Source organism: Pseudarthrobacter sp. TE9888 (genome assembly GCF_056279345.1).
Window position 1 is genome coordinate 3,471,815 of record NZ_JBWBRD010000002.1, and the last position, 21,145, is coordinate 3,492,959.

The following is a 21,145-nucleotide window of genomic DNA, read 5'->3' on the forward strand; positions in this document are numbered from 1 at the left end:
GCCTGGATGCCCTAGGAGACTGCTGAACTAATCGGCGGATGTGGGGCGCGTCGACTGGACTGGTGGGTCTGGTGGTTAAGACTTGTCATATGCAGGGACGCGAGGACGCGCAACGAGGGTATTTGGATGTGGAGGCACTGGCCGGGGAGTTGTTGGCTCCGGGCAGTGTTTTCGCTTTTCTGGCCAAACATCGGGGGCGGTTGTTTCCGGATTCGATGATGGAGGATTTGTTTCCGTCGCGGCGGGGCAGGCCGTCGGTTCCGGCGCCGGTCATCGGGTCGGTGCTGGTGCTGCAGGCATTGCAGGGCCTCTCTGACCGGGAAACCGCCGAGGCGTTGACTTTTGATCTGAGGTGGAAGGCCGCTTGCGGCTACGGGCTGACCGATACCGCGTTCCATCCGAGCACGCTGACGTACTGGCGAAAGCGGCTGGCCGCCTCGTCGGATCCGCACCGGATCATGGAAGCCATCGCCAAAGTCGTCGCGGAAACCGGGGCTTTGACGGGCAAGCGCCGCAGAGCGGTGGATTCAACGGTCCTTAACGACGCGGTCGCCAGGCAGGACACGATCACGCAGCTGATCGCCGCGGTCCGCCGCTTCGGCCGGGACATCCCGGGCGGACAAGAACTCGTGACCGCCCACGCCACGGGCTATGACTACATCCGCACCGGTAAGCCGGACATCGCCTGGGATGACCAGGACGCCAAAGACGGGCTGATCTCCGCGCTGGTCACCGACGCCCTGGCGTTGCTGGCCGCGGTCGACCCCGAAACGCTGGACGGAAAGGCTGCTGATGCCTACGCTCTGCTGGCCCTGGTCGCCGGGCAGGACGTGGAACCGGCCGAGGACTCCGACGGGACCGACGGGCGATGGCGGATCGCCCGGAAGGTCGCCCCGGACCGGATGATCTCCACCGTTGACCCCGACACCCGGCATGCGCACAAGACCCAGTCCAGGCAGCAGGACGGATACAAGGCCCACATCGTGATCGAACCCGACACCGGGCTGATCACCGCCGCGGAACTGACCAAGGCCTCCGGCCCGGAAAACAGCGACGGGGCCGTCGGTGCCCGGCTGATCGGCATGGATTCCACGATCGCCGGCACAAGCCTGGACGTCCTGGCCGACTCGGCCTACGGCACGGGGGACATGCTCGCCGCCCTCACCCGTGCCGGCCACACCCCGGTGATCAAACCCTGGCCCCTCCGCCCAGCAGTCGAAGGCGGATTCACCCTCGATGACTTCACTGTCGACGAAGCAGCCGGCACCATGACCTGCCCGCACGGACTCACCCGCAACATCACCACCAAACGACGGGTCACGTTCGGCGCCGCCTGCACAGGCTGCCCCCTCCGGCACCGATGCACCGCCTCACCGCGAGGACGCAAAATCGTTCTCCACGAACATGACGCGCTGCAACGGCAACACCGCCAACGCGCCAAGAACCCGGCCTTCCAGGACGACTACCGCACCCACCGGCCCATGGTCGAGCGGTCCATCGCATGGCTCACCCGCGGCAACCGACGCGTTCCCCATCGCGGCATCAACCGGAACAACGCCTGGCTCCAGCTACGGATCGCGGGACTGAACCTCCGCCGCCTCCTGAAGCTCGGACTCACCGCGGAACAGGGATCCTGGGCCATCGCTTGAACCCGGAAACCAGGACCAGGCCTCTCACAGCCAGCCAAAACAACACCCCCTACCCGGCCAACAGGCACCAAAAGCCCGGAACCACCCAAAATACTTCAACCCCAGAAACCCCAACCCACAAAAGGTAGGGCTGGCCCGACAGCGAACGCCACGGACCAGCCCTACAAAGCACTTAGTTCAGCAGTCTCCTAGGTGTGTGCTGCGATGAACTCAGCCGCCGGCGCGGCCAGGGACGCGCCCACTTCATCGGCGGCCCGTTTCCGCCCCGCCACCGCAAACGAGTGGTCCCCGCCCTCTACCCACTGCAGGACGGCGTTGCGGCCGATCCGGGCGACGACATCCTCGAGGATGCCGGGCGTGGCAAACGTGTCCCTGGTTCCCTGCAGGAACAGCATGGGCACCGTCAGGCCGTACAAGTGTTCGTCCCGGAGTTTTTCCGGTTTCCCGGGAGCATGCAGGGGATATCCCAGGTATACAAGCCCGGCGGCGTCCATGCCCCCGGCGACGGCCATGGAGGCCATCCGACCCCCGAACGACTTGCCCGCCGCCCACAGCGGTCCGCCGTCACCGTGGGCATCAGCCTGGGCGCGGGCGGCGGCCATGGCAGCCCGCCAGGCAGCGATCGCCGCCGGCGGACGGTCAGGGAACTTCCGTCCCGCCTCCCGGTAGGGGAAATTGAAGCGGAGCGTGGCCAAGCCCAGGCTGTTGAGCGCATCGGTGAAGCCGCGAAGGAACGGGTGCTCCATGCCGGCGCCGGCCCCATGCGCCACCACCACGGTGGCGGTGGGATTCGCGGGGCGGGCATGGACGGCGGAGAAAGAGGCTTCGCCCACGGCCAGGGTGAGCGGCTTATCGGATGCTGGCATGGACCCATCATGCCGGAGGCCAGGACGGATATGCCCATCCCGGCCGGCGGCGGGGTGTACGTTGTCCCCATGGCGAGTGAACAGACCACCATCACCGTGCAAGGACCCAACGGACCACGCGAGATGCGCATTTCCAGCCCCAGCCGCGTTCTGTGGCCGGACCTGGGCCTCACCAAGCTGGACCTGGCGAACTACATCTGCGATGTGGGGGAGGCGTTCATCGCCGCCAACGGGGACCGGCCAGTCTCCCTCCAGCGGTACTCCGACAACATCGACGGCGACATGTTCTTCTCCAAGAATCCGCCCAAGGGCACGCCGGACTTCATCCGCTCCGTCAAGGTGGTCTACCCCAGTGCGAGGTCCCACCCCCAGTTGGTGTTCGATGAGCCTGCCGCAGCCGTCTGGGCCGTCCAGATGAACACGGTGGTGTTCCATCCCTGGCCGTCGCGTGCTGGAAACACCGACAACCCGGACCAGCTGCGGATCGACCTGGACCCGCAGCCCGGCACCGATTTCGACGACGCCATCCCCGCAGCCCTGGTGCTGAAGGACGTCCTGGCCGAAGCCGGGCTGGCATGCTTCATAAAGACCTCCGGGAACCGGGGCCTCCACGTCTACGCCCCCATCGAACCCACCCGCGAGTTCCTCGACGTGCGCCACGCGGTCATCGCTGCAGCCCGGGAAGTGGAACGGCGCATCCCGGACAAGGTCACCACGGCCTGGTGGAAGGAAGAGCGTGGCCGGCGGGTGTTCCTGGACTTCAACCAGGCGAACCGCGACCGTACCATCGCCGGCGCTTACAGTCCGCGCGCCCTTCCACACGCCCCGGTGTCCTGTCCGCTGGGCTGGGATGAACTGGAAACCGCGGATCCGAAGAACTTCACCATCCTTACCGTGCCGGAGCGGCTGAAGACGGTGGGCGACCCGTGGGCGGACTTCAGTGCCGCGCCCGGCACCATCGACACCCTGCTGCAGTGGTGGGACCGCGACGTCAAAGCGGGCCTCGGGGAGTTGCCCTTCCCGCCCGATTACCCCAAGATGCCCGGAGAGCCCCCGCGGGTGCAGCCCAGCAGGGCACGCAAGCAGGACTGACCGGGCGCACCGGCAGAAGGTCCGGGGGAGTTACTCGAAGCGTGACGGATCGCCCATCCCGTGCCGCACTACCTCGGCCACGCCGCTGGAGAAGTCGACCACCGTGGTGGGCTCGGCGCCGCAGTCCCCGGCATCAATCACGGCATCGACCTGATGGTCCAGGCGTTCCTTGATCTCCCAGCCCACCGTCAGCGGCTCCTCCTCGTCCGGCAGGAGCAGCGTGCTGGAGAGCAGCGGCTCGCCCAGTTCGGCCAGCAGGGCCTGGACCACGCGGTTGTCCGGGATGCGTACGCCCACCGTCTTCTTCTTGGGGTGCAGCAGCCGCTTGGGAACCTCCTTCGTGGCGGGCAGGATGAACGTGTAGCTGCCGGGTGTCACCGCCTTGATGCTGCGGAAGACGTCGTTGCCGATGTTCACGAACTGGCCCAACTGCGCGAAATCCCGGCACACCAGCGTGAAGTGGTGTTTGTCGTCCAGGTGCCGGATGTTCCTGATCCGGTCCAGGGCTTCCCGGTTTCCCATCTGTGCCCCCAGGGCGTAGCAGGAGTCCGTGGGGTAGGCGATCAGGCCGCCGTCCCGGATGATTTTTACCGCCTGGGCAATCGCGCGGGGCTGAGGGTCGTGCGGATGAACATCGAAGAATCTGGCCATGCCCCGAGCCTACGTTCCCCGCGCCCCGCCGCACCATACAGAGGGCCCGACAGGGGACTGTTTCCCCCCTACCGGTCTTCACCCGGATCGGGCAGGATGTTGCTGGGCCCGGGTTTCGGGCCCAGCAACTTCCGGCACTGTGAAGGAGATCCCGACATGCCCACGATCCTCAATCCCTACCTGAGCTTCCGCGACAATGCCCGCGATGCCATGAACTTCTACCAATCTGTTTTCGGCGGCGAACTGACGCTCAGCACTTTCGGCGACTTCCAGGCCAGCGAGGATCCCGCGGAAGCGGAGAAGATCATGCACGGCATGCTGACCACCACCCAGGGCCTGGTGCTCATGGGCGCCGACACCCCGAACAGCATGGAGTACCACGCAGGATCTGCCATTTCGGTATCCCTGAGCGGCGACAGCGAGGCGGAACTCCGTGGCTACTACGAAAAGCTCAGCGGCGACGGGGGAACGGTGACTGTCCCCATGGAGCAGGCGCCGTGGGGTGACGTCTTTGGCATGTGCACGGACCGTTTCGGTGTCTCCTGGCTGGTGAACGTCAACTCAGGGCAGGCAACCGCGGCGCCGTGACCTCCCGGCGGCCGGACGCCCGGCGGGTCCCGGGCCTGCACCCACCAGGGGCCGGAGCTGCCCCGGGTGGGTGCACGCTCTACCTGGACGTCGACGGAGTCATCTGTCCGTTCAGCCCCGAAGGGACCACCGGGTGGGGCTCCCCCTGGCAGCGCGCCGATGCCGGCTTACTGCCCGTCGCCTTCGCGGCCGAGCTCGTGGCCGGGCTGAACTCCCTGGCCCGGATGCCGGGACTGAGGTGCGTCTGGCTGACCAGTTGGGAAGAACTGGCCGCCGAATACCTGTGTCCCGCCGTCGGCCTCAAGGGCGGCGGGTGGCCGTACCTGGCCGCAGACGGCGCAGCCGGCGGGACCGGCTGGTGGAAACTCCGTGCCATCCAGGACGACGTCGAAGAGACCGGGCCGAGGGCCGTCGCCTGGGTGGACGACCAGCTGGCGTTCGAGGCCGAAGCGCAACGATGGGCGGGTTTCCTGGGGCGGCGCATCCTCACCGTCTCACCCCATCCACGGCTCGGAATCACGCCCGCGGAACTCGACCGGATCCGCGCATTTCTGGCCCAACCCGTGTTTTGACCTCATGCCGTGGACGCGTACGATCGATAAGGTTTCCCACCGGTTGTGCCAACACCACAAGTCATTCCACGCAAACAGCCGGTGAACTATGCTGTCCACGGCAGCCTGGTACGAGAAACTGCTGAACGTCGACTCTGCAGATTGGGCAACAGGTGGATATCACCTTCATGGTGGCGCTGGTCATTGGACTGGCACTATTTTTCGACTTCACGAACGGCTTCCACGACACCGCGAACGCCATGGCAACGCCCATCGCAACGGGTGCCATCAAGCCCCGGACAGCGGTGGCCCTGGCCGCCGTCCTGAACCTGGTGGGTGCCTTCCTCTCTACGGAGGTGGCCAAGACCGTCTCCGGCGGCATCATCCGCGAGGGGTCCGAGGGGGTGCAGATCACTCCGGAAATCATCTTCGCCGGGCTGATGGGGGCCGTTCTGTGGAACATGATCACGTGGTTGAAGGGGCTGCCCTCCAGTTCCTCCCACGCCCTTTTCGGCGGACTGATCGGTGCCGCCGTTGTCGGCTCGGGCTTCAACTCGGTCAACTTTGAGAGCCTGCTGCAGAAGGTCATCCTGCCGGCTGTCTTCGCCCCCGTTATCGCCGGACTTGCCGCCTACGTGTGCACCCGCCTGGCCTACGCCCTCACCGCGCGCCAGGATCCCGAGACGGGGTCCAAGCTCACCCAGAAACGCGGCGGCTTCCGTACCGGCCAGGTCTTCACCTCCAGCCTGGTGGCGCTGGCCCACGGCACCAATGACGCACAAAAGACCATGGGCATCATCACCCTGGTGCTGATCGCTGCCCACAGCCAGGCACCTGGCTCGGGCCCCCAGCTTTGGGTGATCACCTCCTGCGCCCTTGCCATCGCGGTCGGAACGTATGCCGGCGGCTGGCGGATCATCCGCACCATGGGGTCGGGCCTGACCGAGGTCAAACCCGCACAGGGTTTCGCTGCCGAAACCAGCACCGCCTCTGCCATCCTTGCCTCCTCGCACCTCGGCTTCGCCCTCTCCACCACGCAGGTGGCTTCGGGGTCCGTCATCGGCTCCGGGATGGGACGCCGCGGCACCACCGTCCGCTGGAACATGGTGGGCAAGATCGCGCTGGGGTGGCTCTTCACCCTGCCGGCCGCCGGCGTCGTCGGTGCCCTGACCGCGCTGCTGGTGGGTACCGGCGCCGTGGGTGTCCTGATCGCTGCGATCGCCGGCACCGCGGCGGTCCTGTTCATGTTCTTCTATTCCCGCAAGTCGTCCGTGAGCCACCAGAACGCGGTCGAGGTCGAGGAAGCCGGCCAGGCCGTCCGGTTCGCCAAGAAGAAGGCCCTGGCCCGCGCCCGGGCCGAAGCAAAAGCCAAGGCGCAGGCTGACGCCAAGGCCAAAGAATCCAAGGAGAATCAGCGATGAAGTGGTTGGAACTCCTGACCGTTGCAGGCACCACGCTCGTATCGGCGGCCATTGTGGTGACCCTCTACTCGCTTGGGGTCCGGTTCACCGCCATCGCCGGCGATGCCCAGCAGGCGTCCCCCGGGGTCAAGCGCTCCATCGCCTACCTGTGCTTCGGCCTGTGCGGGTTGGCCGTGCTTTTCGGGCTTTACCTGATCATCCCGTACTTCACCAAGTAGCGGCCCGGGCCTGCTGGCGGACACCGTTGGCCGACCTATTGGCCAAGGGGAGCCTGCTGGCTAGGCTGGGGCCATGCCGCGCATCCAATACTTTGTGGCCGCGTCCCTCGACGGCTTCATCGCCACACCCACGGACGATCTCGCCTGGCTGCTGCAGTTCGACGGTTTCGACGGCGGGACCGACAGTTACAACGACTTCATGGCCGGTGTGGGCTGCATTGTCATGGGCGGGGAAACCTACGCCTGGCTGATGGAGCATGAGCCCGGTACCTGGCCGTACGACGGTACGCCCTGCTACGTCTTTACCCACCACGAACACCGGGCACCGGACGGAGCAGACATCACCTTTGTGCGCGGGGACGTGCAGGAATTCACTGCCGACTTCCGACAGGCGGCCCGGGGCCGGAACGTCTGGGTGGTGGGCGGCGGCAAGCTGGCGGCCCAGTTCGCGGACGCCGGCCTGCTGGACGAGATCATCCTCTCCGTCATTCCCGTGGTGCTGGGGGAGGGGAAGCGGTTGCTGCCCATGAAGGGCCCGACGCCGCCACTGGAGTTGGCTGCCTCACGCACCTTGGGCAGGGGGATCGTGGAGTTGCGGTACCTTCTGCAGCCCGGGACCGGCCGGCAGTCCTGAGGCCGCCCGCGTCAGCCGGCGTTGTCCCGCAGCAGGTTGGTGATCCGCGCCGTTGAAAGGCGCCGCCCCTGGGCATCGGTCATGACGATTTCGTGGGTGGCCAGGGTCCGGCCCAAATGGACCGCGGTGCACGTGCCCGTGACCAGGCCCATAGCGATCGACCGGTGATGCGTGGCATTGACTTCGATTCCGACGGCGTGGCGGCCCGGGCCCGCGTGCATGCCCGAGGCGAAGGAGCCCAGGGTTTCGGCGAGCACCACGTGCGCGCCGCCGTGCAGGATTCCGGCCACTTGCGTGTTGCCCTCAACCGGCATGGTGGCAACGGTGCGCTCCGGGCTCATCTCCAGGAAATGTATCCCCATCTTGACCACCAGCGCGCCGACCCCGAAGGCGCCCAGCCAGTCGTGCATATGGCCGGGAATCCCGGCGGCTGCCAGCTCGTCGGCGAAAGGGCCCGGCGTGAAATTGTCTGTCATGGCAACTAGGCTGGCACCTGTGAGTGAAACAACCAAACCGGCTCCCTTCCCGTCCCAGGCCATCGATGAGGCCGCTGCCGGCCAGCGCCCCGCCGACGCCCCGAAGCCTGCAGTGAAGAGCGCCGCCCCCGCCGCCGGCGGGTCCGTTTCAGCCACCGAAGCGCCGGTGGTTCCCATCACCAGCCAGCCGCGGCTGCTGGTCCTTGATGGCCACTCGATGGCCTTCCGTGCCTTCTTCGCGCTCCCGGCGGACAAGTTCTCCACCTCCAACGGCCAGCACACCAACGCCATCCACGGCTTCACCTCCATGCTGATCAACCTCATCAAGGAACAGCAGCCCACCCACATCGCGGTCGCGTTCGACGTCTCCGACGAATCCACCCACCGCAAGACCGAGTACAGCGAGTACAAGGGCGGCCGGAACGAAACCCCGCGCGAAATGAGCGGCCAAATCGACCTCATCGGCCAAGTCATGGAGGCCTGGGGAATCAAGACCATCAAGATGCCCGGCTACGAGGCCGACGACATCCTGGCCACCCTTGCTGCCATGGGCGAGAAAGCCGGGTTCGAGGTGTTGCTCGTCTCCGGAGACCGGGACGCGTTCCAGCTCATCACGGACAACGTCTTCGTGCTGTACCCGCGCAAGGGTGTCAGCGACATCCCGCGGATGGATGCTGCCGCCATCGAGGCGAAGTACTTTGTCAGTCCTGGCCGCTACTCCGACCTCGCCGCCCTGGTGGGGGAGACGGCGGACAACCTTCCCGGTGTGCCCGGCGTCGGACCCAAGACGGCAGCCAAGTGGATCAACCTCTACGGCGGCCTCGAAGGCGTCCTGGAGCACGTCGATTCGATCGGCGGCAAAGTGGGCGATGCCCTGCGGGAGAACGTTGACGCCGTCAAGCGCAACCGCCGGCTGAATCAGCTCCACACCGACCTCGACCTCCCCGTAACCTTGGAGGACCTCTACCAGCCGCGCCCGGACCAGGCTGCCATCGAGGACCTCTTCGACCAGCTTGAGTTCAAGGCCATCCGCGGCCGGTTGTTCGCCCTGTACGGCGACGCCGACACCCCCGCTGCGGAGCGTGAAAGCATCGAAACCCCGAATTACAGCACCCCCGCCGGTGCCGCGGAGCTGGCCGCCTTCCTGGCCGCCGGCGCCGGGCAGCGGTCAGCACTGGCCGTGGACCTCGTGCCGGGCCGGATCGGTGAGGACGCTGACGCAGTGGCCATTGTCCGCGGTGACGCCGCAGTCTATGTGGAGCTCTCCGGACAGGACGCTGAAACCGAAAACGTGCTGGCCGCCTGGCTGCGCGATCCCGGGGCGCCCAAGGTGATCCACGGTTTCAAGGCTGCGCTCAAGGCACTGACGGCCCGTGGACTGGAGCTGGAGGGCGTGGTGGACGACACCTCCATCTCCGGCTACCTGATCCAGCCTGACCGGCGCACCTACGAACTCGCTGAACTCGCCCAGCACCACCTCAACGTGGGCATACCGGCCGCCACGGCCAAGGCTGGTCAACTGGAGCTGTCCTTCGACGGCGACGACACGGCGGCAGCCGACGCCCTGGTCCAGGCAGGCGCCGTGGTGCTGGCCCTGAGCCGCTTCTTCGAGGACGAACTCAAGGACCGCCGCGCCGAGGAACTCCTGTCCACCCTGGAGCTGCCAGTCAGCCGCGTCCTGGCGGACATGGAACTCGCCGGCATTGCCATCGACATGGACAAGATGGAGGACCAGCTTTCCGACCTTGCGAGGGTGATCGACCAGGCCCAGGAACAGGCGTTTGCCGCGATTGGCCACGAGGTCAACCTGGGCTCGCCCAAGCAGCTGCAGACCGTCCTGTTCGACGAACTCCAGCTCCCCAAAACCAAGAAGATCAAGTCCGGCTACACCACCGATGCCGCGTCCCTGAAGAACCTGCTGGAGAAGACCGGGCATGAGTTCCTGGTCCAGCTCATGGCGCACCGTGAGGCTGCCAAGCTGCGGCAGATGATCGAGTCGCTGAAGAAGTCCGTGGCGGAGGACGGGCGGATCCACACCACCTACGCCCAGAACGTGGCAGCTACCGGCCGCATCTCGTCCAATAACCCCAACCTGCAGAACATCCCCATCCGCAGTGAGGAAGGCCGCCGTGTGCGCGGTATCTTCGTGGTCAGCGACGGGTATGAGTGCCTGCTGTCCGCTGACTACTCGCAGATCGAGATGCGCATCATGGCCCACCTCTCCGGCGATGCAGGCCTGATCCAGGCCTACAAGGACGGCGAGGACCTGCACCGGTTCGTCGGCTCCAATATCTTCCACGTCCCCACGGACCAGGTCACCAGTGCCATGCGTTCCAAGGTCAAGGCCATGTCCTACGGCCTTGCCTACGGCCTGACGTCCTTCGGCCTGTCCAAGCAGCTCGAGATCTCCGTCGACGAGGCCCGTACCCTCATGAAGGACTACTTCGACCGCTTCGGCGCAGTCCGTGACTACCTCCGGGGCGTGGTGGACCAGGCCAGGGTGGATGGCTACACCGCCACCATTGAGGGCCGCCGCCGCTACCTGCCGGACCTCACCAGCACGGACCGCCAGCTGCGCGAGAACGCCGAGCGGATCGCGCTCAACAGCCCCATCCAGGGTTCCGCCGCCGACATCATCAAACGTGCCATGCTGGGCGTCCACGCCGAACTGCAGTCGCAGGGGCTTAAATCGCGGATGCTGCTCCAGGTCCACGATGAACTGGTCCTTGAGGTGGCCGCCGGTGAACGTGCCGCCGTCGAGAAGCTCGTCACCGAACAGATGGCTGCCGCAGCGGACCTCAGCGTGCCGCTGGAAGTCCAGATCGGCGTCGGGCCCAGCTGGTACGACGCCGGACACTAGGCCCTGACGCGGCGGCACCCCGCCATAAAGGATGCGTTCATGCTGGTCAGGCGCCGGATGCATTGACTAGGCTCGGACAAATGGGTGATCTGAGTGGAAACTACGAAATCCGGCGCTTTGAACCGGCTGCCAGAGAAGATCCTGCCTACCCGCAGACCGTCGACTGGATGCGGGCCGTTGCCTTCGGGTTCCATGACGCACGCCGCAGCGACGAACGGGTGGACCGGGGCATCGGGATGCAGCGCGCGGACGGGCGGGTGATGACGGGGGCCTACCAGGTTGGGCCAGTGGCCGACCACGCCCTGGCAGCCAACGTCCCGGTGGCAACCTTCGGTACCTTCGACAAGACAATGAACATCGGCTTTGGCCGGATGCTCGACACCCGCCTCGTCACCGCCGTGACAGTCCGGACGTCGCACCGGCGGAGGGGACTGCTGCGCCGCATGATGGCGGAGGAGCTGGAACTGGCCCGCCGGGAGGGGCTGGCGATGGCGGCGTTGACCGCGTCGGAGGCCTCGATTTACACCAGGTTCGGATTCGGAGTGGCTACGCGGGAGCAGTCAATCAAGGTGGACACCAGCCGCCGGTTCGTCCTCAACCACCACGCCACGGGCCGCGTTGACGTGGCCGATCCCAAGGTTCTCCTTGACCTGGCGCCGAAGGTCTTCGAGCAGTTGCACCGCCTCACGCCCGGTTCGATCGGCCGGCACGAGTTCTACCGCCAGCTCGCGTCCGGATCCATCAGCCGGGCCGAGGACGAGGATCCCAAGGTCAAAGTGGCGCTGCACTACGGGCCCGATGGCGTGGTTGACGGCTACGTCTCGTATAAGTTCGCCGGCTGGGACACCCGGCCGTTCACCATGGAGGTGGTGGACCTGGTGGCAGCCACCGACCATGCGTACCTGGAGCTCTGGCAGTACCTGGGCGCCATCGACCTGGTCGAAAGTGTCACGTGCGAAGAGGCAATGGTCGATGATCCACTGCCATGGGCGCTCGAGGACTCCCGCTGTGTTGAAGCCTCCGAACCCCGGGACATGCTTTGGCTCCGGATCCTCGATGTCCGGCAAGCCCTGGAGGCACGGCACTACCCGGCCGACGGCCGGCTGGTGTTCGAGGTCGCCGACTCCCTGGGCTTCGCGCGGGGAACGTTCGCCCTGGAGGTCAAAGCCGGCCAGGCCGCCGTCGAACCCCTGCCCGACGGCGCGCCTGCCGACCTCGCCCTGGACGTCTCTGCCCTGTCCTCCATCTATCTCGGCGGGGTTTGCCCCGTGACGCTCAAGGCGGCCGGCACCCTCGTCGAAGCGTCGCCGGGGGCTGCGTTCCGGGCGCGGCAAATGTTCGCGGTGGAACGGGCCACGCACTGCCTCACCCACTTCTAGGCCGGGCGGTACGGCTGCCCACCCGCTTTGACCCCCATTGCCGGCAGCGACTAGAATGAACGGGCGTGTACCACGTGCACGCGCTTGCGGTCCCTTAAAGACTGCATTGAAAGCAATCCACAAATCAGGATGACCCGGGGAATCCATCGGATTCCCCGAGAATCGCGCCTGCGTTCCATAACGCGGGCGCGCCGGTTTGCCTGACCGACTAACTATCCACAACGGAGCCCCTACTACATGACCATCACCTCCACCGAGAAGCCCGGTACCCCCGTAGTCGCGATCAACGACATCGGTACCGCTGAGGACTTCCTCGCAGCTGTCGACGCCACCATCAAGTACTTCAACGACGGAGACCTCGTCGAAGGTACCGTCGTCAAGGTCGACCGCGATGAAGTCCTGCTCGACATCGGTTACAAGACCGAAGGTGTCATCCCCTCCCGCGAGCTGTCCATCAAGCACGACGTTGATCCCGGGGACGTTGTCTCCGTTGGCGATCAGGTCGAGGCCCTGGTGCTCACCAAGGAAGACAAAGAAGGCCGTCTGATCCTCTCCAAGAAGCGTGCTCAGTACGAGCGCGCCTGGGGCGACATCGAGAAGGTCAAGGAAGAAGACGGTGTTGTCACCGGTACCGTCATCGAGGTTGTCAAGGGTGGTCTTATCCTCGACATCGGCCTGCGTGGCTTCCTGCCCGCGTCCCTCGTCGAGATGCGCCGTGTGCGCGACCTTGCTCCGTACATCGGCCAGCAGATCGAAGCCAAGATCATCGAGCTGGACAAGAACCGCAACAACGTGGTCCTGTCCCGCCGTGCATGGCTCGAGCAGACCCAGTCCGAGGTCCGCTCCACGTTCCTCAACAAGCTGGAAAAGGGCCAGGTCCGTCCCGGCGTCGTTTCCTCCATCGTCAACTTCGGTGCATTCGTGGACCTGGGCGGCGTAGACGGCCTCGTCCACGTTTCCGAGCTCTCCTGGAAGCACATCGACCACCCGTCCGAGGTTGTCGAAGTTGGCCAGGAAGTCACCGTCGAGGTTCTCGAGGTCGACCTGGACCGCGAGCGCGTCTCCCTGTCGCTCAAGGCTACGCAGGAAGATCCGTGGCAGACCTTCGCCCGCACCCACGCCCTTGGCCAGGTTGTTCCGGGTAAGGTCACCAAGCTGGTTCCGTTCGGTGCGTTCGTCCGCGTCGAAGACGGCATCGAAGGCCTGGTCCACATCTCCGAGCTCGCCGTGCGCCACGTTGAGCTGGCCGAGCAGGTTGTCTCCGTTGGCGACGAACTGTTCGTCAAGGTCATCGACATCGACCTGGAACGCCGCCGCATCTCGCTGTCCCTCAAGCAGGCCAACGAGGGCGTCGACGCCGACAGCACCGAATTCGATCCGGCTCTGTACGGCATGGCCGCAGAGTACGACGAAGAGGGCAACTACAAGTACCCCGAGGGCTTCGACCCCGAGTCCAACGAATGGCTCGAGGGCTACGAGAACCAGCGTGCAGCCTGGGAGCAGCAGTACGCTGACGCCCAGACCCGTTGGGAAGCACACAAGAAGCAGGTTGCCCAGCACGCTGCCGACGACGCTGCAGCTGCAACGTCCGGTGACAGCGATTCCGGCACCACCAGCTACTCCTCCGAGCCTGCTGCCACCGATTCCGGTGCCGGCACCCTGGCTTCGGACGAGGCACTTGCTGCCCTGCGTGAGAAGCTGACCGGCAACTAATTGCCGCCGGCCCGGATTTCCCGGGCTAACGCAACGGGCCTCCGCGAAAGCGGGGGCCCGTCGTGGTTTAAGCGGCAAGCGCGAGGCTGCAGCGGGCCCGCGCCGTGGGCGTATTCTTTGCTTCCGGGGCTAAAGGTCGATGACGGCGTGGACGGTGCCGTCGTCGTCGTGCGTCAATGCCGCGCCGGCTGCGGTGAGCAGCCGCTGGGCGCCATGGTTCCCGGCCAGGGTTCGTGCTGTGACGCGCTGCAACCCTTCCCGGCGGGCTTCTGCCAGGACCAATTCCAGCGCGGCGCCGCCAATTCCCTGGGAACGGAAACTCCGGCCAAGCCAGATGCCGGTCTCCGCTGAAGGGATCTTTGCGCCGGGTTCGCGCTTGAGCCGCACGGAGCCGGCAAGGTTTGGGCCCCTCAACACGGCCCATGACTTTTCCGCCGCAGGTCCGTCCAGCCCGCCGGCTGCGGCCCGGTGATATCCGAAGAACCAGGCGGTGCGTTCAAGGTTCCAGCCGGGGCCGCCGAGCGGGGGCGCCACCTCGTCGGGGGAGGCGTCGCCCTTGGCCAATTGGAGCAGCCGGTCCGCCATTGCTTCGTCAACGTCCGCCAGGGCCACGTCAGTTGAAAGGCTCATCGATCCACTCCGTTCCTTCGCGAGTGAGCGCGGTGGACCCGGCTGTCAGCTGCTGCAGGAGCCCGGATGCGGCAGCGATGGCGGCGGCGTCGTCTGCGACGGCAATCCGCAGCACTGTGCAACGGTCCTGGTAGCTGGTGCCCGCCATCACCATGCCCGCGGCGCGCAGCTCGTTCTCCAACCGCCCGGCAACCGCGTGCGGCACGGCCGTGGAACAGATCCGGCGCCTGCTGCGGCGGACCAGGGGCGCCAGGTCCAGTGCTGCCGAGACTGACTCGGAATACGCCCGGACCAGTCCGCCCGCCCCGAGCAGGACGCCGCCAAAGTAGCGGACGACGACGGCACTGGCGTCGCTCAGGTCACTCACCCCGGGTGCGGTTTCCCTCTTCAACAGCGCTTCGAGCATGGGGATGCCGGCAGTCCCGGCAGGTTCACCGTCGTCACTCGAACGTTGCACGGTCCGGTCCGGTCCAATGATGAACGCCGAGCAGTGGTGGCGGGCATCGTGGAACTCGCGACGGAGGCCTGCCACAAGGTCACGGGCAGCGTCTTCGCTGGCCGCCCTCCGGACGACCGTGATGAACCTGGAGCGCTTGACCTCAAGTTCGTGCCGGAAGTCCCCGCCGGCTGCCAGCGTGGTGTAGGCGGTGGCACGGCTCTCTTGCTCTTGCATCCGGCCCAGTCTAGTGGGGCGCCGGTTGGCGGGGTGCGTCGCCGGAACGGCGATGGAAGGTGCTAATGATGGACAGCTTCCCGGTGTACTGGATGGAGCCGTAGCGGAACAAATGAATGGCCAGGCGCAGGACCAGGATTCCCACGATGAAGAGCTCGGCAATGATGATCACTGATTCAACCGGGCTGAGCGTGCCGAAGCCGTTACGGAGCATCGCGGTTACCGGAGCCGACAAGGGGAAATAGGTGAACACCTGGACGATGGGGGAGTGCGGGTCGCTGAGGATGAGGCTGATGGCATAGAAGGGGACAAAAATGAGGGCCATCAGCGGACCGAAGATGACCCCGGCTTCCTTGGCGTTCGGCATCACCGCACCGATCGCACCCAGCACGGCGGTGAAGAGTGTGAAGCCGCCCAGCAGGAGCAGGGCGCCCACCAGCAGCGGTCCCGGCTCGAAGACGACATCCCTGAGGTCGATGGCCGGAAGCGAGAGCCTGTCGCGGAAGAAGGCATACCCAAGCACGATTGGGGCCAGGAACACGGAAATCTGTACCAGGCCAACCAGCAGCAGTGAAATGATCTTGCCCACGATGAGGGTGGTGGGATTCAGGGTGGTGAGGATCATCTCGGTGACCCGGTTCTCCTTCTCTTCCAGGGTGCTGTTCAGCATTTGGTTGGAGAGCAGGATGATCGTGATGTAGAAAAGCACCAGGAACATCAGGGGTGGTATCGCGGCACCAAACCCTCCTGCCACTTGCCCGTCCCGGTAGGTTTCGGTCTCCACCTTGATGTTGCCTCCGGCGGCCGCCGCGATGTCCGCCGAACCGATCCGTGCGTGGGCTGACATCACCAGGAGTTGCCTGGCCACCGCCTCGTACTTGCCGTTCTCAAATACGCCCTTGTCAGCGCCGTAAACCTGCACTGCCTCCGTGGCAGGGTTGGCCGGGAAAGCGAAAAACGCATCGATGCGTCCCTCCTTCACCTCGCGAGCCCCGTCGGTGGAGCTGACCGCCTTGGTGCCGCCCATCGCGGCGGCAACCTGGTCCGGAATGATTCCCGACCTGTCCGTATAGCTGAATTCCAGGGCAGCGTTTTTCTGCGCATTGGCGGAGGCGCTCGTGGAGCTGTTGCTGATGAAGATCAACCCGAAGATGATGGCCATAACCACGGGAATCGCGAGGGTTGCGATCCAAAACCGCGGCTTTTTGGTGGTGCGGAAAAACTCGAAGCCCACTACGGTGCCGAGGTTGTGGCGGTTGGGGGAGGGTTTCCTGGCCGGTGCCGTCGTCATGGTCAAACCCCTGCTTCCGCGTGCTGGTCGCCGTACACCTGGATGAAGATCTCCTCGAGGGAGACCCTGGAGGTGGTAAAACCGGTGACCGGCAGTCCCGCGGCAACAAGCTCCCGAAGGACTGCTGCCTCATTGCCGCCGGGGCGCGGGGCGAGTTCCGCGCGGCCGTCTCCCTGCCGGACCACGTCGTACAGCGTGGAGGCGGGCAGGACCTGGTCGCCCCCATAGGAAAGACGGTAGACCGTGCCGCCGAATTGGTCCTGGACGTCAGCCACCGTCCCATAGGCGCGTGAGGTGCCGTCCTTGAGGAGGACCACCCGGTCGCAGAGGCGCTCCACCTCCTCCATCTGGTGGGTAACCATGATCACCGTTGCCCCGCCGCGCTTGTGTTCCTCGATGATGTCCATCAGCAGGCGTCGGTTCACCGGGTCGAATCCCTTTGTAGGCTCGTCCAGGATCAGGAGTTCGGGGTCGTTCATGATGGTGACGCCGAGCTGCACCTTCTGCTGCTGGCCGCTGGAGAGTTTGTCCAGGTTTATGGTTGCCTTGTCCGCCAGCTGGACGCGTTCCAGGTATGCCAGCGACCAGGTGCGGGCCTGCGATTTGCCCAGGCCCTTCAGCCGGCCGAAATACACCATGACATCCAGGACGTGTTCCTTCTTGTAGAGGCCCCGTTCTTCCGGAAGGTACCCAAGCCGGGCCCCATCACCGGGCTCGAAGGGCTTTCCGTCGATGTGGAGGATCCCGGACGTCGGCTGGTAGATGCCCAGGAGGGCGCGGAGGGTTGTGGTCTTTCCCGATCCGTTGCTGCCGAGGAAACCGAATGTCTCACCTGCCTGGACATCGAAGGAGAGGTTCCGGACCACGGTGGTGTCACCGAAATCCATCCGGAAATCCTCGATATGAACCAGCGGCTCCACTGCCGCACCCCCTGCAGTCATGCCTTCAGCCTATCCGCATTGGCACCGGATGCAGCTGCGGATCAGTAGGGTGGGGGTGTGCTGAAAATCGGGTTGACGGGCGGGATCGCCTCGGGGAAGTCGGTGGTGGCCGCGCGGCTGAAGGAACGCGGCGCCGTGCTGGTTGACGCGGACGCGCTGGCCCGGGAAGTTGTGGAGCCCGGGACCGAAGGGCTGCAGCGCATAGCGGAGGAGTTCGGGGCAGGAATGCTCGACGACGTCGGGCGGCTTGACCGCGCCCGGCTCGGCGCGGCGGTCTTCGGCAATCCGGGGCGCCTCGCCGCGTTGAACGGCATCGTCCATCCGCTGGTGCGCGCCCGCGCCGCAGCCATGACGGCCGCGGCGCCCGGTGACGCCGTGGTGGTCCAGGACATTCCCCTCCTGGTGGAGACCGGCCAGGGCAGCAGCTTCAACCTCGTGGTGGTCGTCGATGCACCGGACGACGTGCGGCTGCAGCGCATGCTCGAGCACCGGGGAATGACCGGGGAAGCAGCGCGTGCCCGGATGGACGCCCAGGCCACGCGCAGTGACCGGCTGGCCGCTGCCGATGCGGTGCTGGACAATTCCGGTACGGTGCAGCACCTGCTGGACCAGGTGGACCGGCTCTGGGACAGGCGGCTGATCCCCTTCGCCCACAACCTGGCTGCGGGCCAGCGGGCCGCACGGAATGGCGGCCCGGTCCTGGAACCGCACCGGGCTGACTGGGCGCAGCAGGCGGCCCGGGTTGCGGCCCGGCTCTCGGCTGCCGCTCCGGAGCAGATTTTGGCGGTGGACCACATCGGATCCACCGCCGTGCCCGGCCTGTCCGCCAAGGACGTCATTGACCTGCAGGTGGCCGTGCCGGACCTTGCGGCCGCGGCTGCGATCGAACCGCTGCTGTCCGCCGCCGGTTTTCCGGCGGTACGGGGCGTCGAGGCCGACACCCCCAAGCCCAATGCCCCGGCCCCCGCTGAATGGTTGAAGCGGTTCCACGCCAACGCAGACCCGTGCCGTGCCGTCAACGTCCATGTCCGGGCGGCCGGCTCGGCCGGATGGCGGTACGCGCTCATGTTCCGCGACTGGCTGCGGAGCGATGCCTCAGCGCGGAACCTTTATGAAGCGCACAAGGCGGAGCTTGCGGCGGCGCACGCCGGTTCGGGCACCACCAGCTCCTACGCGGAGGCGAAGGAACCGTGGTTCACGGACGTCGCATGGCCACTGATGGCCGCCTGGGCCGAGGCAACCGGGTGGGAACCGCCGTCGTACGGTTCCTGACCCCGCTCCAGGCCCGGCGGATGTTCGCCGGTAACGGACGGGGCCGTTCCATGTCGGTGCCCGGCGGTAAATTAGATTCATGAGCCTTGCGCAGGAGATCAACCGTGTTGTAGCGCCCTTCGAAGTGATCAGTGAGTTCAAGCCCGCGGGCGACCAGCCGGCCGCCATCGCGGAGCTGACCGAGCGCATCAACAACGGCGAGAAGGACGTTGTGCTGCTGGGTGCCACCGGCACCGGCAAAAGCGCCACCACCGCCTGGCTTATTGAGCAGGTGCAGCGGCCCACCCTGGTTATGGTGCAGAACAAGACCCTTGCGGCGCAGCTCGCCAACGAGTTCCGCGAACTGCTGCCCAACAACGCCGTGGAATACTTCGTTTCCTACTACGACTACTATCAGCCCGAAGCGTACGTGGCGCAGACGGACACCTTTATCGAGAAGGATTCCTCCATCAACGAGGAAGTGGAACGGCTCCGACACTCCGCCACCAACGCGCTGCTGACCCGCCGCGATGTGATCGTGGTGGCCACGGTGTCCTGCATCTACGGCCTGGGAACCCCCGAGGAATACATTTCCGGCATGGTGACCCTCCGCCGCGGCGCCGAGATGAATCGGGACGACCTCCTCCGCAAGTTCGTCTCCATGCAGTACGCCCGCAACGACATGGACTTTCACCGCGGCACTTTCCGGGTGCGCGGTGACACCGTGGAAATCATTCCCATGTACGAGGAACTGGCCATCAGGATCGAGTTCTTCGGCGACGAGATCGAGAGCATCCACACCCTCCACCCGCTCACCGGCGAGGTCATCCGCGACGAGGAAGAGATGTACGTCTTCCCGGCCTCCCACTATGTGGCCGGCCCGGAACGGATGGCTCGGGCCATCAAGCGGATCGAGGATGAGCTGGCAGACAGGCTCAAGGTGCTGGAAAGCCAGAACAAGCTCGTCGAAGCCCAGCGGCTGCGGATGCGCACCACGTACGACCTCGAAATGATGCAGCAGATGGGTTTCTGCAACGGCATCGAGAACTACTCGGCGCATATTGACGGCCGCGGGCCCGGCACCGCGCCGCACTGCCTGATCGACTACTTCCCGGACGACTTCCTGCTGGTGGTGGACGAGTCCCATGTGACCATCCCCCAGATCGGCGCCATGTACGAAGGAGATATGTCCCGCAAACGGAACCTGGTGGACTTCGGGTTCCGGTTACCTTCTGCCATGGACAACCGGCCGCTGAAGTGGGACGAGTTCCTGGAACGCGTGGGCCAGACCGTTTACCTCTCCGCCACCCCCGGCAAGTACGAGCTGGGCAAGGCGGACGGTTTCGTCCAGCAGATCATCCGGCCCACCGGCCTGGTGGATCCCGAGGTGGTGGTCAAGCCCACCAAGGGGCAGATCGATGACCTCCTGGGCGAGATCAAGACCCGCGTGGAGAAGGATGAGCGCGTCCTGGTGACCACGCTGACCAAACGCATGGCGGAGGACCTCACCGACTACCTGCTGGGCCACGGCGTGAAAGTCGAATACCTGCACTCCGACGTCGACACCCTGCGGCGCGTGGAGCTCCTGCGTGAGCTGCGGCTGGGGTCCTTCGATGTCCTGGTGGGCATCAACCTCCTCCGTGAAGGCCTGGACCTTCCGGAGGTGTCCCTGGTCAGCATCCTGGATGCGGACAAGGAAGGCTTCCTGCGCTCCTCCACCTCGCTGATCCAGACCATCGGACGTGCCGCCCGCAACGTCTCCGGCCAGGTGCACATGTACGCGGACCGGATTACCGACTCCATGGCCAACGCCATCGATGAGACCAACCGGCGCCGCGCCATCCAGGTTGCGTACAACAAGGAACACGGCGTCGATCCCCAGCCGTTGCGGAAGAAGATCGCGGACATTACGGACCAGTTGGCCAAGGAAGACGCCGATACCGATGCGCTGCTGGGCAGCTTCGACTACGGCAAGGGCAAACGTGGCATCACGGGGGCTAACAAGCCCGGGGCCAAGAAGGGCGCTGCGCAGGTCCGTTCCGACGGGCTGGCGGCCGCACCGGCCGAGGACCTGGTGGGCCTGATCGGGCAGCTCACCGAACAGATGCATGGAGCCGCGGCGGAGCTGCAGTTCGAGGTGGCGGCAAGGATCCGCGATGAGGTCAGCGAACTGAAGAAGGAGCTGCGCCAGATGCAGGCGGCAGGCCACGCCTAGCTTGGCGGTCCGGGCACCCTGTGCCGCCAGCGCGCCGGCCTGAAAG

General features: G+C 65.7%; 19 protein-coding genes. 12 read left to right on the forward strand and 7 right to left on the reverse strand.

Going from position 1 to position 21,145, the window contains the following annotated elements; translation table 11 throughout:
* The first annotated feature begins 89 nt into the window (after positions 1-89).
* Positions 90-1,649, forward strand: coding sequence for an IS1182 family transposase (locus ACZ9J7_RS16560; protein WP_476210927.1), 1,560 nt, complete (start codon positions 90-92; stop codon positions 1,647-1,649).
* A gap of 188 nt (positions 1,650-1,837) precedes the next feature.
* Here ACZ9J7_RS16560 and ACZ9J7_RS16565 read toward each other — a convergent pair whose 3' ends face one another.
* Positions 1,838-2,515: an alpha/beta hydrolase family protein gene (locus ACZ9J7_RS16565; RefSeq protein ID WP_476210928.1), complete on the reverse strand. Its 678-nt coding sequence runs from the start codon at positions 2,513-2,515 to the stop codon at positions 1,838-1,840.
* A 69-nt stretch (positions 2,516-2,584) separates the two neighbouring features.
* Between ACZ9J7_RS16565 and ligD the strand changes: the two genes are divergently transcribed.
* Positions 2,585-3,607, forward strand: coding sequence for a non-homologous end-joining DNA ligase (ligD, locus tag ACZ9J7_RS16570; RefSeq protein WP_476211881.1), 1,023 nt, complete (start codon positions 2,585-2,587; stop codon positions 3,605-3,607).
* Positions 3,608-3,637: 30 nt separating this feature from the next.
* Here ligD and ACZ9J7_RS16575 read toward each other — a convergent pair whose 3' ends face one another.
* On the reverse strand, positions 3,638-4,258 hold the full coding sequence (locus ACZ9J7_RS16575) for an L-threonylcarbamoyladenylate synthase (protein WP_476210930.1): 621 nt from the start codon (positions 4,256-4,258) through the stop codon (positions 3,638-3,640).
* Positions 4,259-4,414: 156 nt separating this feature from the next.
* On the opposite strand from ACZ9J7_RS16575, the gene ACZ9J7_RS16580 reads away from it, so the two are divergent.
* The 5 genes from ACZ9J7_RS16580 (at position 4,415) to ACZ9J7_RS16600 (ending at position 7,670) form a co-directional block, all read left to right on the forward strand.
* Positions 4,415-4,846 carry a VOC family protein gene (locus ACZ9J7_RS16580; RefSeq protein WP_476210932.1) on the forward strand — a complete coding sequence of 144 codons (432 nt, stop codon included), beginning with the start codon at positions 4,415-4,417 and terminating at the stop codon, positions 4,844-4,846.
* Between the two features lie 83 nt (positions 4,847-4,929).
* On the forward strand, positions 4,930-5,418 hold the full coding sequence (locus ACZ9J7_RS16585; RefSeq protein ID WP_476211882.1) for an HAD domain-containing protein: 489 nt from the start codon (positions 4,930-4,932) through the stop codon (positions 5,416-5,418).
* Between the two features lie 152 nt (positions 5,419-5,570).
* Complete coding sequence (locus ACZ9J7_RS16590) at positions 5,571-6,818, forward strand: inorganic phosphate transporter (protein ID WP_476210934.1); 1,248 nt, start codon at positions 5,571-5,573, stop codon at positions 6,816-6,818.
* Positions 6,815-7,036, forward strand: coding sequence for a hypothetical protein (locus ACZ9J7_RS16595; RefSeq protein WP_476210936.1), 222 nt, complete (start codon positions 6,815-6,817; stop codon positions 7,034-7,036). The genes ACZ9J7_RS16590 and ACZ9J7_RS16595 overlap by 4 nt, the downstream gene beginning before the upstream one ends.
* A gap of 73 nt (positions 7,037-7,109) precedes the next feature.
* Entirely contained in the window at positions 7,110-7,670 is a 561-nt protein-coding gene (locus tag ACZ9J7_RS16600; protein ID WP_476210938.1) for a dihydrofolate reductase family protein, read from the forward strand.
* 11 nt (positions 7,671-7,681) lie between these two features.
* Here ACZ9J7_RS16600 and ACZ9J7_RS16605 read toward each other — a convergent pair whose 3' ends face one another.
* Positions 7,682-8,146, reverse strand: a complete 465-nt coding sequence (locus tag ACZ9J7_RS16605; protein ID WP_476210940.1) for a hotdog fold thioesterase — start codon at positions 8,144-8,146, stop codon at positions 7,682-7,684.
* 217 nt (positions 8,147-8,363) lie between these two features.
* On the opposite strand from ACZ9J7_RS16605, the gene polA reads away from it, so the two are divergent.
* The 3 genes from polA to rpsA all read left to right on the forward strand — a co-directional run bounded on the left by polA (position 8,364) and on the right by rpsA (position 14,098).
* Positions 8,364-11,006, forward strand: coding sequence for a DNA polymerase I (gene polA, locus ACZ9J7_RS16610; protein ID WP_476211883.1), 2,643 nt, complete (start codon positions 8,364-8,366; stop codon positions 11,004-11,006).
* A gap of 80 nt (positions 11,007-11,086) precedes the next feature.
* Positions 11,087-12,385, forward strand: a complete 1,299-nt coding sequence (locus tag ACZ9J7_RS16615; protein WP_476210941.1) for a GNAT family N-acetyltransferase — start codon at positions 11,087-11,089, stop codon at positions 12,383-12,385.
* A gap of 237 nt (positions 12,386-12,622) precedes the next feature.
* Positions 12,623-14,098, forward strand: a complete 1,476-nt coding sequence (gene rpsA / locus ACZ9J7_RS16620; RefSeq protein WP_159632080.1) for a 30S ribosomal protein S1 — start codon at positions 12,623-12,625, stop codon at positions 14,096-14,098.
* Positions 14,099-14,227: 129 nt separating this feature from the next.
* On the opposite strand, the gene ACZ9J7_RS16625 is transcribed toward rpsA, so the two are convergent.
* From ACZ9J7_RS16625 to ACZ9J7_RS16640, 4 genes are read right to left on the reverse strand one after another with little or no spacing between them, the layout of a single operon-like run.
* Positions 14,228-14,728, reverse strand: coding sequence for a GNAT family N-acetyltransferase (locus ACZ9J7_RS16625; RefSeq protein ID WP_476210945.1), 501 nt, complete (start codon positions 14,726-14,728; stop codon positions 14,228-14,230).
* A complete protein-coding gene (locus ACZ9J7_RS16630; RefSeq protein ID WP_476210947.1) occupies positions 14,712-15,401 on the reverse strand; it encodes an IMPACT family protein in 690 nt (229 codons plus the stop codon). The genes ACZ9J7_RS16625 and ACZ9J7_RS16630 overlap by 17 nt, the downstream gene beginning before the upstream one ends.
* A gap of 10 nt (positions 15,402-15,411) precedes the next feature.
* On the reverse strand, positions 15,412-16,692 hold the full coding sequence (locus ACZ9J7_RS16635; protein ID WP_476210949.1) for an ABC transporter permease: 1,281 nt from the start codon (positions 16,690-16,692) through the stop codon (positions 15,412-15,414).
* A gap of 2 nt (positions 16,693-16,694) precedes the next feature.
* The gene (locus tag ACZ9J7_RS16640) at positions 16,695-17,633 is read right to left on the reverse strand and encodes an ABC transporter ATP-binding protein (protein ID WP_476210951.1); all 939 of its coding nucleotides are present in this window, start codon (positions 17,631-17,633) and stop codon (positions 16,695-16,697) included.
* 57 nt (positions 17,634-17,690) lie between these two features.
* Here ACZ9J7_RS16640 and coaE point away from each other — a divergent pair, with 57 nt between their 5' ends.
* Complete coding sequence (gene coaE, locus ACZ9J7_RS16645) at positions 17,691-18,905, forward strand: dephospho-CoA kinase (RefSeq protein WP_476210953.1); 1,215 nt, start codon at positions 17,691-17,693, stop codon at positions 18,903-18,905.
* A 79-nt stretch (positions 18,906-18,984) separates the two neighbouring features.
* Positions 18,985-21,099 carry an excinuclease ABC subunit UvrB gene (gene uvrB, locus ACZ9J7_RS16650; protein WP_476210955.1) on the forward strand — a complete coding sequence of 705 codons (2,115 nt, stop codon included), beginning with the start codon at positions 18,985-18,987 and terminating at the stop codon, positions 21,097-21,099.
* Positions 21,100-21,145: the final 46 nt, after the last annotated feature.